General features: G+C 60.0%; 8 protein-coding genes and 1 pseudogene. All 9 read right to left on the bottom strand.

The annotated features are described in order from the left end of the window. Positions 1-40 precede the first annotated feature (40 nt). Positions 41-514 carry a type II secretion system major pseudopilin GspG gene (gene gspG / locus LB526_RS16740; protein ID WP_140846187.1) on the bottom strand — a complete coding sequence of 158 codons (474 nt, stop codon included), beginning with the start codon at positions 512-514 and terminating at the stop codon, positions 41-43. Beyond that, entirely contained in the window at positions 514-1,002 is a 489-nt protein-coding gene (locus LB526_RS16735) for a prepilin peptidase (protein WP_224628585.1), read from the bottom strand. The genes gspG and LB526_RS16735 overlap by 1 nt, the downstream gene beginning before the upstream one ends. An 8-nt stretch (positions 1,003-1,010) precedes the next feature. After that, positions 1,011-3,137, bottom strand: a complete 2,127-nt coding sequence (gene gspD / locus LB526_RS16730) for a type II secretion system secretin GspD (protein WP_224628582.1) — start codon at positions 3,135-3,137, stop codon at positions 1,011-1,013. 253 nt (positions 3,138-3,390) lie between these two features. Further along, entirely contained in the window at positions 3,391-3,834 is a 444-nt protein-coding gene (locus tag LB526_RS16725) for a hypothetical protein (protein ID WP_224628581.1), read from the bottom strand. Beyond that, positions 3,834-4,064 (bottom strand): hypothetical protein, encoded by a 231-nt coding sequence (locus tag LB526_RS29810; RefSeq protein ID WP_411967677.1) that lies wholly within the window; start codon positions 4,062-4,064, stop codon positions 3,834-3,836. Before LB526_RS29810 ends, LB526_RS16725 begins: the two co-directional genes overlap by 1 nt. A 12-nt stretch (positions 4,065-4,076) precedes the next feature. Next, positions 4,077-4,667: an RHS repeat-associated core domain-containing protein gene (locus LB526_RS16720; RefSeq protein ID WP_224628580.1), complete on the bottom strand. Its 591-nt coding sequence runs from the start codon at positions 4,665-4,667 to the stop codon at positions 4,077-4,079. A 70-nt stretch (positions 4,668-4,737) separates the two neighbouring features. Then, on the bottom strand, positions 4,738-5,745 hold the full coding sequence (locus tag LB526_RS16715; RefSeq protein ID WP_140846183.1) for a transglutaminase family protein: 1,008 nt from the start codon (positions 5,743-5,745) through the stop codon (positions 4,738-4,740). Next, positions 5,742-11,225 (bottom strand): RHS repeat domain-containing protein, encoded by a 5,484-nt coding sequence (locus tag LB526_RS16710; RefSeq protein WP_224628579.1) that lies wholly within the window; start codon positions 11,223-11,225, stop codon positions 5,742-5,744. The genes LB526_RS16715 and LB526_RS16710 overlap by 4 nt, the downstream gene beginning before the upstream one ends. Before the next feature lie 427 nt (positions 11,226-11,652). Further along, positions 11,653-11,940, bottom strand: a pseudogene (locus tag LB526_RS16705) (transposase); the annotation flags it as partial. Positions 11,941-11,952: the final 12 nt, after the last annotated feature.

The raw sequence follows: 11,952 nt of genomic DNA, 5'->3' as shown, positions 1-11,952 counted from the left end.
ACCAATCTAGCCCTTCCCGGCCCGGATCAGAAGGCCAGCATCAATTGCTGACATCCTGGTCTTCGCCGGTTCCGTCGGGCTTGCCATCACGCCCGAAGGTTCGGATCACCACGCCGCTGGCATCGGCGTTCGGCTCATAGACATAGGGCTTGCCCCAGGGATCGTTGAGCCCGCTCGTCGTCTTGAGATATGGACCATTCCAGTGTGTTTCGCCGGCCGGCGCCGTCACCAGCGCCTTCAGGCCTTCGTCGTTCGAGGGATATTTGGCGTTGTCGACATAGTAGAGCTCGAGCGCGCTCTCGATGTTCTTGATCTGCGCCTTGGCGGCGCTGGTGCGCGCAGAACCCAGATAGCGTAGCACCTGCGGTGCCACCAGCGTGGCGATCAGCGCGATGATGGCCAGCACGACCAGAAGCTCGACCAGGGTGAAGCCGGCCTCGCCTTTGTCGGCGTGCGTGTCCCCGGTTTTGCCTTGCTTGCGTCCGGCCAAGCCGGTGAGATGGAAAATTCGCATCACAGTAGTCCCAAATTCAGCCCGACAAATTGTTCCAGCGCCCAACTGCAGCCGAGCCCGAGCGCGATGAACGGCCCGAACGGTACGCGCGCCCGCGCCGCCGCAGGCCCCGTGGTAACCACCTGCCCGCCGACAAACAGCAGTGCCCCAGCACTGGCGATAAACAGCAGCACCGGCAACAGCAGCGGGTTGATCCACAGCGCCGCCGCGGCCAGCATCTTCACGTCGCCAAGGCCGAGGCCGATCCTGCCGGTGAGCAGGAAATGGCCGCGCCGCAGCGCCCAAAAAACCGCCAGCGTCGATGCAGCGATGAAGACCTGCATCGGCGCATCGGCGCGCTGCGTGACCAATTGAAAACAAAACCCGCTCACGGCAAGCGCCGCATTGAGCGCGTCAGGAATAATCTGCCGGCCCAAGTCGATCAGGGCAATGGCAACGAGGATAGCCGTCAGGATCAGGCCGGCAATGAGATGGATCGCGACGTCCATTGGCATGGTCAGTAGGCCAGTCTCTTCACATCCTGTTGCAGCTTGGTGCCGCCGCGCCGCTGCTGGATCGGCGTTTGCAGATTGATCTTGCCGCGGAACTCTTCCGTCACCTCACGTGCCTCGTTGATATCACGGACGACATGCGGCTGGATGAAGATGATCAGTTCGGTCCGCTTGATGCCGTCATCCTTTTGTTTGAACGCGTTGCCGATAAGTGGGATGTCGCCGAGGATCGGCACCTGGCTGCGACCGATGCTGTTTTTTTCTTGAATGAGACCGCCCAGTGCCAGGGTCTCACCATCGTTCACCATCACGCGCGTCTGGACCTTGCGCTGCTGGATGGTCGGCGAATCAATGCCCGAACTCTTCGTTGGGGTGGCGTCGCTGACCTCCTGCTGGATGTCGAGCATGACGCGGCCTGCATTGTTGATGCGCGGCGTCACCGTCAGGATGACTCCGGTGTCCTTCATCTGCACCGAGTTGATGATCGGCGCGGTGCCGTTGCCGGTATCCTGCGATTGCTGGGTCAGGATCGGCACCTGGTCGCCGACCTGCAGGATCGCTTTCTGATTGTTGAGCGCCATGATCGTGGGCGCCGAAATGACATTGACGTCGGTTATGGAGGAGAGCGCGTTGAGGGTCACCTGGATGTTGTCGGTTGCATAGCTCCAGCTAAAACCGCCCATGAAGGCCGAGGCGGCACCCTTGGCAAGGTCGGACACCGAGACCTTGGTGCCGCCATTTTCGAAGAACCAGCGCAGGCCGTATTTCAGGTCGTCGTCGAGCGTCACTTCGGCGATCACCGCTTCCAGCATGACCTGCGTCGGCAGCACGTCGACCTTGGCCAGGATCTGCTGGATGCGCTCATAGTCGCGTGCCGTGGTCTGAATCAGCAGCGCATTGTTCTCGACATCGGCGACGACCGTGGCGTGGGCTGGCCCCTCACCCTCCTGCTGAGGCAGCGAAGGCGACGGCCCGGTGAGCGGCGCCGGCGTGACACCGTCCGACTGCATGGCGATCGGCGTCATGTCGGGTGAGACATTCGAACCGGAGGACCCTCCTTCCGTCTTAACCGACGTGCCAAGCACCGTACTCAAAACAGAAGCCAGTTCCTTGGCCGGCCGGTTCTGGATCTGGTAGACGAAGAGCTGTTGCTCATTGGTTTCCGCCAACCTGTCCAGCTTGCCGATCCAGGTCGCGGCGCGAGTCAGATAGGCGGGACGCGAGGTGATCACCAGCACGGAGTTCAGGCGATCGTTGGGGATGAACTGGATCACCTTGGCGCCGGGGCCGTCCTTGGTGCCGAAGATGGAGTCGAGCTCCGTGGCCACGGCCTCCGGCTTCGAGGCCTTCAGCGGATGCAGCGCCACCGACATGCCGCGCATCCAGTCGACATCGAACACCGCGACCGCCTCGCGGATCGCCGCGAGATCGGTGTTGTTGCCGGCGACGGTGATCAGGTTGCGTGTGGAATCCACTCGCAGCACGGAGCCTTGCCGGGTGATCGGCTCGAGAATGGTCTTCATTTCGTCGGCGGCGATGAACTGCAGCTGGATGACCTGGACCTTGACACCCGGGCCCGACGGCGAAACGGACGGCACGCTGACCGCCGGCGTGCTCGACAAGGTCTCCGAAAGCGGTACGATCTGGTAGGTACCGGCGCGCTTGACAATGCCGGCGCCGTTCACGGCCAGCGCCGATTCCAGGATGTCCGACAGCGCCTCCCTGGAGACCGGCTTCGAGGTCTGCAGCGTCACCGTGCCCTGGACGCGCGGATCGACGACGTAGTTGACCTGCAGCGCGTCGCCCAGCACCGCCTTGGCTGCCTGCGCCACCGGCGCGTTGACGAGGTTGAGCTCATATTGCCCGCTGCCGTCGCCGGTCACCTGGGCGACCGGCGCGGAGGAACCGACGAAGTCGCCCGAGCCCTGATACTGCGCGCCATTGAAGCGCTGCGCCCGCTCCGCGGCCGAGCCGATGGTCGCGGGGCCGGTATAGCCGGCGCGCAAAGACGAATTCTTGGCATGCAGGCTCTCGACTGTCTCGGTGAAGAAGTCCCCGCCCGACGGCGACTGGCAACCGCCAATCGCCAGCAGCATGAAAAACACGACGCGACTGACTGGCTTGACTGACATCCACCCGATTCCCCTGAAATTTTACTTTAGGGCTTCTTGCGAGTGTGTGGGGGGATTGATGGAGATGTTGGGAGTCTATCCACAGGCTTGGTGTGGGAGCGGATTTTCTGCTGAGGTAAGGAGATTAGCCATGGCATTCGCGGCCCGGCATACATGGCTTGCAGTGATAGACGGAGCGCATAATCGTCAGGCGTGAGCACACATTGCCCCGCCCTACGCTGCGGCAACCCCACAACAGCAAGACGAGTTACGACTATCTGCAATAAGAGACACACTTCCGAACAGAGGCACCTAAATCCTGCGATTGTCCATTTGAGCTTAAGGTAATATCCAGCTCTTCACCTCCAACCTCTCCTCCTTTTTTCAGGCGGGCATATGGAGTTAATTTGTATCTATCTTCCAATTCTTTCACAACTGACATCTGTAAGCACTTACGGAATAACGCTTTATACGATTTAATTCCATATTTTGAAACGGACTCTATGAGCAAATCAGGGTTGACATCCTCGTCCAGAACGTTGCTAGTATGCAACTCAACAATTCGGCCTACAGCTATGCCGATTTCTAAGTCGTTGGTAGACGCTAATTCTCCGACCGCGATTGCCGGCCCCACAAACATCTCCCACCCAGCAATGGTAGTAACCATCGGGACGCCCAAGATAAATCCGTCAATAATAAACAAAAAGCACTTTTTCATTAAGGAACCACCGTAGTCTTTACGTCAACACCAGATGTCTTTCCTGAGGCTTTTGCGGCATCAATAGCGGCTTGCTGAGCCTTATTTGGAGTTCCCGGAATAGCAATATCTAGTTCTCTCTTCTTTATTGAACCACTTGTAATTGCTATAGGCTTTCCTTCTCGCGTTAATCCGGTTGCGCCGTTGAAATTAGCTACCTCTCTCACGTAGCTTTTTAGAGTAGCCTCCAACTTCTTTGGGTCCTAGTATGTACGAGCGCGCAAATTTACAGACTTGATGCTGCGAGCAACACCTGTTGTTGGGTTCCAGCTATCTATAGCTCGAAAGTTTGAGGCAAGATTAGCGCCCAACATTTTTTCTATTGTGAAGCCACGAACAACCGGTTGCTCCAGAGCCCACACACTGGCTTTCGAAACTAGCTTGCCGACCGTTGCTCCCGCAAGCTTATTTAAGGCTTCGCCAGGAATGGCTCCGATTGCCATATTGGCCATAGCAGTCGTTTCACTTGTTTGTGTGACATCGTCCTCCGTCTCCGGAGTATTGGCTTCTGTGGTGCCACTAAGATACGATACCGCTGCCCCTACCACGATCCCGATACAAACAGGACAGAGCCCATTTTGATCGCTCCGATTGACCGGGTCATTCCCTGCGTAAGCGTATCGGTTTGTACCTACACTCGGTACTATCGGATCGATTGGATCTGGCGATATGAATCGCACCGTATGAACAATAGTGCGCTTGGTTTGCCGCTGTGACTTTAGGGCGAACCCAGCCGATGCATAGGCACTGGCCGCGCCAGAAATCACGAGCGAAATCGTAAGCAATACAGCCAACACACGCTGCAGAATTTTGACTCTCGTCGACTTCCCCATAAATCCCCCACAGCGGTCAAAATTGTTCGATCTAATTCAGTTTCGGCTCGCGCCAGCCGAGCGCCTCGGCCTTCGCGAACGCCTGCTTGTTGGCTTGGTAAAGCTCATTCGCGTAAGCCACCTTGTCCGGCGGAATGTCGCTCTGCTTCGGATATTTCTTGATGATCTCCGCATCGAGCAGTCGGTAGTATGCTGTGCCTTTCTTCACCAGCGTGTAGGCGTTGGCCGGATAGGCATCAATCAGCACATCGGCCACCGCGATGGCGTCCTCGTAGCGGCCTGTTTCCAGCAGGTGGTCGAGCACCGGCGTTGCCAGCACGGAGAGCGCCTCCCGACGCGACAGCGTCTTGAGATAAACGCCGTTGGCGATCGCTTCGTCGGTCATCGGCAATTTTTCGCGATACCAGATATCGCGCGTGAAGCCGGCGCCGCTGGTCGTCTCGAGGTTCCAGGTCTTGCCGGTGGCATCGTCGGTGAACTTGACGAACACGTGCAGCGGCGCGGTCGACAGCGTCAGGTTTATGCCAAGCCGCTGCCCGAGAATGACGAACAGCGCAGGCATCGAGACGCAATTGCCCTTCCGGGTCGCAAGATAGTTAGTCAGCGATTGCGAACGGGGTTTTTGCCCAAAAGGGTCGGAGAGGTCGTATTCGAACGGCCTGCCATTGTTCCACCAGCCGCCCTCATAGAGGAAGGTGCGCAGCGCCTTCATCTTCTCCATGCCGATCGCGGCCGCATCGGGCGGCGGCGTGGCGAGCATCTTGTTGACGATGCCCACCATCCGGTCGATCTCGGCAAGCGCGCCAGCATCATCGATGGCGGGATCGACGAACTTGTCGATCGCCAGCTTGGCTCGCCCGAAATCCATCCCGGCTTCCGGCGCATTGACAAGCCCCCGGACGAAAGCCGCCGGATTCGATGAGCCGATATCTCCGGCCGCCGCCGAGTGGACGCTAACCAGCAGCAACAGCCCGGCAATAATCGCCGACCAGACCGCCGGTGGAAATGCAATGCTTCGGGACTTGGAGGGCGCGCTCATGGATTGCGCTCCTTCGTCTCACCTGGATCGGCCGGCACGAACCTCCCCAGCACCGGATCCATGTAGCGTGCATTGAGGTAGAGCAGCCCGGTCTCTGGATCGAAGCGCTCGCCGATGTAGGACTTCTGCGTCTGGAAGCCGGAGTTGAGGCGTTCGCCGTAGGAGGCGTAGTTGGTGGCTTCGGTGATGGCGCCTGAGTTGTCGGTGACCATGCGCACCGAGGCCAGATGATCGCGGTGCAGGAAGTATTTTGCTGCCCCGACCACCTTCACGTCCGGATGCGGATAGCGGGTGTAGATTTCCGAGCCGGGGATCGCCAGATCGATTTCGACGGCAGCGTCGGGATAGAGCGTGGTGGCGAAGGCAGAGGCCTTCTTCACCCGCGCCCCGTCAGGACCGTAGCTCAGGTTGACGGTGTTTGAGGCGAGGCTGACCGTCTTCAGCCGATTGGCCTCATCCCAGGTCAGTGTCCGGCTGCCGTCCGAGGTGAGATTGCCGTTGGCGTCGTAGGCCATGGCATTGGCGCCCACTGAGGTGGGGGCATGCGGCCGTGGCGCTGTCGCCGCCGGGTATGTGTAGGTGCCTGCGACACGGCTGCGTGAGGTGAGATTGTCGTTGGCGGCATAGACGAAGGTCTCGTCCAGCGTGTTGTCGCCGAGATTGTCCGACGAGGTCAGCCGGTCGGCATTGTCATAGCCATAGGTCCAGCTGTCCGCTGATGTGAGCCCCGTCGTGCCAGTGATGCGGCCGAGATTGTCGCGGGCGTATTGATCGTCGAGGAGGATGGTTGCGCCTCTCGAGGTGGTGACGCGTGTCACCCAGCGCCGGGGCGGCGAGTAGGTGAAGGCGGTCTTGACCCCGTTGGCATAAGTGATCTCCTTGGTCTGCCCATCGGCCTCATAGAGCGTCGAGGTGATGAAGCCGGAAGCGGAGGCAAGCTTATTGGCGGCCGTGTATTGCAGGGGCGCGGCAGAAGTTCCGAAGTCGAGCTCGACCGGCAGATATTGCGTGGCGATCGGCTGTCCGGAGGCATCGCGGGTGGTGATGGTGGTGTGGGTGAGCGTGCCGATGGTGGCATCCTGGCGCGCCACCTTGCCGAAGCCGTCATACTTGTAAGCCTGCGTCGCCGCTGGATTGGTCGAGGTGGTGAGCTGGCCGATGTTTTGGAAGCCGGCAGCCGCCTGGTCATAAGTGTTCTGGGTCAGCGTCACCGCACTGCCGCCCGAGGGCGTTGCCGTCTTCAGTGTCAGCCGGTCCATCTGATCGTAGGCAAGGTTGGTGACGGTACCCCTGGCGTCGGTCTGGCTGACGAGCCGGTTGGCGCCATCGTAGACGTAAGACCAGGTGCCGAGATCCGGATCGGTTGCCGACAGCCGATTGCCGAGCATGTCGTAAGTGTAGGACCAGCTGGAGCCGCCGGGGTCAGTGACGCCGGTCAATTTGCCAAGCACGTCGTAACCACGGCTCTCAAGCAAGGTGAGGCCGCCAAGGTCACGGGCAATGGCCGCGATGTCACCGTGGGTCGTCCACGTGGTTTTTGTCTGATGGCCGAGTTCGTCGGTCAGCGTAACCGCGTTGAGACGGGGATTGGGTGTGCCCGTCGCCGTTGCCAGCTCGTTGAGATAGGTCCGCTGGCTGCTGTCGGGGTTGACCGTCCTCACCAGTCGGTCGTTCCAATCATAGAAATTGGTGGTCCATTGCGCGGCATCGCCGACGAACCTTGGGAAGGCGGTGCGCAGCACATTGGAGCGCTGATCGTAGTCGGTGTCGGCAATGCGCCTTGGGCCAGCCGCCGTCTCTCCGGGCGTCTCGACCCGGTAGACCCGGCCGAGCCCGTCATAATAGGAGCGGGTGAAGTCTTCGCCGGCGCCGTTCGGCAGCGGGGTGTATTTGACCAGCGCCTGACTTGCCGGATTGCCCTCGTTCTCGAACCGCGTCTTGGCATAGGCGCCGGTGACGCTCTGCGAGACCTGGTAGGGCCGGCAGAAGGGATCGTAGACAAACGTCTTCACCAGGCCGTTGGGGTCGGTCCTGGTCGAGGGCTGCCCGCAGACCGCGTTGAAGGTGGCGCTCGAGACGAAGCGGGTATCGGCAGCCTGGCCGCCGGTGGCAAAGAACTTCGGCGCCCGCTCCGTCACCGGATAGAGGTGATAGATCGCGTCATAATCCCATTCGGTGCGGTGGCCGAGGCCGTTGCTGACCGCGGTTCTGTTGCCGTAGCTGTCATAGGCAAAATACTGGCTTACCGTCTTGGTCAGCCCAGGATCGGTGAAGCTCAGCGTCTGGGTCAGATTGCCCTTGGTTGGCACGGCCCAAACATCGGTCTGGCCGTCATAGTAATTGTGCTTGTAGCTCACATAGGGATCGCTGCCGGTGAGCCCGGCATGCGTGCGCTCGGCAATCAGTGCCGAGACGATGTAGGCGCTCGTGTTGGGCGAGAAGAAGCGTTCGGTAAAAGTCTCGTCGCCGCTGACATCGGTGCGGCCATAGTCCTTCAGGCTGACGACATTGTTGGAGGCATCGAAGCCCCGCTCGACCCGAAGTGTGCGCGTGACGTTCTCGGTCAGCGTCGTGTCGGTCGCGGTGTTCTGCGCAGTGTAGGGTTTTGACGCCGTGTTGACGGCATAGGTCTCAGCCACCTGCTTGCGCACGACACCTGCGCCGTCCTTCCACACCGTCAGCGACGGCAGGCCGTAGCTTGCCAGGTCCTGGCGGTAGGTGGTGGTCACCGTGGGCGCTGCCGTCTCGCCATTGGCCTGCGGTCTGGTCTCCACGATCGAGGCGAACCCCAAAAACTTCCGTGCCGCCGGATCGTATTTGCCGCCGGCATATTGATACGTGCTCACCGCCGTCTGGCCGCGGCCGTCGCTCAGCGACAACTTCGTCACCGCATGCACTACCTGCGGCAGGTAGTTGTTCGTCCATCTCGACGACGGTGTGTACTCGACCGCAACCGTGCCGCCGAGCTCCGTCACAATCTGCTTCACCAGGTTCGGATTGCCCGTCCCGGCGTTCGAGATGAACATCGAGCTGTAGTTCGTGAAGTCCGGCAGCCCGTCGCCGTTGAAGTCGCCGACAACAGTGCCCGCCGTCAGCGAAACCGGCAGAGTGAATTGCACCGGCGTCATCGATGCCGATGAGGGGCGCAGCGAGAACACTCTCACCGTGCCGGTTCTACCCCACTGGCTCGTTATTGTGCCACCAATAGTGATGACAGAAGCCTTGCCGCTGTTATCGAAGTCGCGCACGACTGCAGAGGTGCCTGCCATCGCAGAGACCGTATAGCTCTTGAAACCAACCCCGGTCGAAAGCCAGACCTGGCTGTTGCCGTTGGTGCCGTTGTAGAGGACGACGTCCGTCGCCCCGTCGCCATTGATGTCGGCCAGCGCGCAACTGCCTGGCCCCCCATCGTAGGCACCGGTGGAGCATGCAATGCCGTACGACGTACTGCCCGGCTGCCATTTGCCGTTCGACAGCACACCCTTCGTTGAGGTTCCGTTGGGACCCCAGTAGAGCGGCTGCTGTTTGCCATTGCCGAGGAAATCGCCGACGCCGTTGACGGCATAAGTGGAGTTGCTGGCGTTCACGGCATCAACCCCTGTTCCGCTGGCATCGATAATTAGTCCAGGAAGACCGTTGCAGACCGCTTCGTAGCCCGTTGGCGGAGTGGCAGCGCAATTGGCCTTGGTCAAAGCCAACTGCGGATCGCTCGTGAGAATCGAATTGACGGTGACGATCCGAGTGTTGCCGTTTTGACCGAACTCCTCCATGTGCGTTGTCGTGACGACAAAGTCCATTGTATTCTTATTCGCGAGTAATCTCCCCAGGCGTATCCCAGTTCTGTAGCTGTCTGGAAGAACTACAACATGAGATTCGAGCTGCGTTGAGGTGGTACCTGCTGATGCACCGTTAACGCCGAACTTGAAAATATTTTCAAACTGTTTTTCCGTAGTAGTTGTGTCTCCACTGCTTCCACCGCTGCGTTGAGTTGTTGTAATTGTATATTCGCCGAATATTTCGTCGCGGCCGTCAAAATCCAAATCCTCAGCGGACCGGGATAAAACTGTCCCGCCCCCAGATTGGAATGAAGCCGCCACTGTGCCATACACTCCGTCAGCGTTCTGATAAGCCATCTGGGCGATGACCTTCGACGTTCCGCCGGTGATCGTGCCGTCGGCGGCGATTGTCGCGTCGGTGCCGTAGAGGGTGACTTGGGTCAGCCGCGAGGCGTTGGAGAACGGAGCCTGGTCGTAGGTCAGCGCATAGGCACCGCGCACCGCGCCGGACACCGTGATGCCGATGGTCTTGATGCGTTTGTCGGTCACCGAGATATCGCGGCCATTGCCCATCAGGATCAGGTCGGGACGGGTCTCGTAATAGAACTGAATGCTGGTGCCGTTGTAGGTGACGCTCGCCGGATAGCAGGTCGGGCTTGCCGGGCAGGTGTAGTTGTAGGTGACGGTGTTGCCGTTGGTGTCGGTGACCGAGGTCAAGAGCCAGCGATAGCTGAAAGCGAGATCATAGGCCGGCGTGCCGGCCGCCGGATTGAGATTGGCGACGGCGCCCACCGACCGGAAGGTCGAGACGGTGCCGTCCCTGTCGGTCACCTTCCATTCATTGGTGGTGCTGTTCAGCGCAATGCGGCGATAGCTTTCATTCTCGGTCGCATGCGTGCCGCCGGTCGAGCAGGACGGCGAAACCATGCCCGCAACGCAGGCGACCATCGCCTGGCCGTCGAGGAGATAGATGTCGTTGGCATCATAGGCCGGCATGCCATAGCCGGGCGTCGACCGCTCGATGACGTCAATGCCATCGAGGCCCCAGGCATAACCAAGCCAGCCCTGATAGAGGCCGCCGAGCTTGGTCTTGCGCGAGGAATTGTAGTTGAGCCCGATCTGCGGCTCGATGCCATGGAAGGCAGGCACATCGATGGCAATCGAATAGCCGAGATTGCCGTTGCCGGCGGCCTTGGGCAGATCCACCTTCGGCGTGCCGATCGCTTCGGGATCGCCGCTGGTCGTGGTGGTTGTCGCGGCGGTCGCCGCCTGCGCCGCAGGCTCCTCGGGCGCTGCTTTCGTATCGCCGGTCTTGGCGGTCTTGTCGGTTGTCTTCGCGCCAGTCGTCTTGCTGTCGGCGGCCTTACTGTCATCCGTAGCGCTGGAGCCATCAGCATTCTTGGCATCGTCCGGCTTGGCGCCGACCTTGAACGCCGCATCCGGGCTGCCGGTGACGTGCGTGGTGCCGGAACCGCCGGCCTGCGGCTGATCCGTTGTTCCTGAAGTGTTAGGCGCGGACGATTTGAAACCTGCTCCGCCATTGCCAAGGCTAATTGCCGGCGAAGATGTATTGATCGAAGAGCCTTGCGCCTGCTGGGCAAACGCTACTATGCCTTCACTTCGGCTAATATAAGAGACCGCAGAAATATCCGCGCCGACAACCCCAGCCGCAAGCACTGCCGCGCCAACAAGCAACCGCTTCATGAGACCCCCCGAGCAAGTTGCTTATCGATAATTAAACCAAAAATATTAGATATGACATCTGACTGTCACAACAAAGTTTTCCACAGAGTTATTTCCTCGGCACCTTCAGTGGGGTGTACAGATCGGCGCCCTTCCCTTTTCGGCTGCTTCCTCGGTGCTTGGATGCGCTCCCCAGCGAACGGACGGCATCCACATCTTCCGCCTTGTCTAAACAGCGGCGCTCTCTACGTCCCGGTCTTGCCCTCGCGGCGCAAAGAACTGAGTTGCGTGGCAAGCGGATTTACGCGCCGAACGGCGGACAACACACGCTCTGACGACAGCGCAGCGTGATCGCGAGGTGATCAGGCGATTGGCCTGGATGCTGGCGCGCCGACCGTAACCGGTTGTGTGCGTCAAGTTCTGCAAAACGGGGCGGCCATGAGGCTGGTCATGCGGCTTGGCGCAGAGCGAGCTTCGTGTGCTCGCGCAGGTCGTCCATGTTGATGTAGCGGTTGGCCTCCATCCAGTTTTCGTTGGTTTCGACGGCCAGCACCCTGACCAGGCGCAGGCAGCTTTGGGCGTTGGGGAAGATGCGCACGACATAGGTTCGGCGCCTGATCTCTTCGTCGAGGCGTTCCAGCATGTTGGTCGACTTCAGGTGCTTGTGGTGCTGACGCGGCACGCGAAAGAATGTCAGCGTGCGCTCGATGGTCTCCTCCACCCACGTCGTCAGCCTGGATTCTGACCG

Source organism: Mesorhizobium sp. CA6 (genome assembly GCF_020165035.1).
In the GTDB taxonomy this organism is placed as follows: domain Bacteria; phylum Pseudomonadota; class Alphaproteobacteria; order Rhizobiales; family Rhizobiaceae; genus Mesorhizobium.
Note: the sequence above shows the minus strand (reverse complement) of the source record. Positions and strands in the feature narration are given on the sequence as shown.

What these genes read in the sequence shown, in the direction of transcription:
- LB526_RS16715 (WP_140846183.1), bottom strand. Translation starts at nt 5,745, where the DNA reads ATGAGCGCGCCCTCCAAGTCCCGAAGCATTGCATTTCCACCGGCGGTC.
- LB526_RS16710 (WP_224628579.1), bottom strand. Translation starts at nt 11,225, where the DNA reads ATGAAGCGGTTGCTTGTTGGCGCGGCAGTGCTTGCGGCTGGGGTTGTC.
- gspG (WP_140846187.1), bottom strand. Translation starts at nt 514, where the DNA reads ATGCGAATTTTCCATCTCACCGGCTTGGCCGGACGCAAGCAAGGCAAA.
- gspD (WP_224628582.1), bottom strand. Translation starts at nt 3,137, where the DNA reads ATGTCAGTCAAGCCAGTCAGTCGCGTCGTGTTTTTCATGCTGCTGGCG.
- LB526_RS16735 (WP_224628585.1), bottom strand. Translation starts at nt 1,002, where the DNA reads ATGGACGTCGCGATCCATCTCATTGCCGGCCTGATCCTGACGGCTATC.
- LB526_RS16725 (WP_224628581.1), bottom strand. Translation starts at nt 3,834, where the DNA reads ATGAAAAAGTGCTTTTTGTTTATTATTGACGGATTTATCTTGGGCGTC.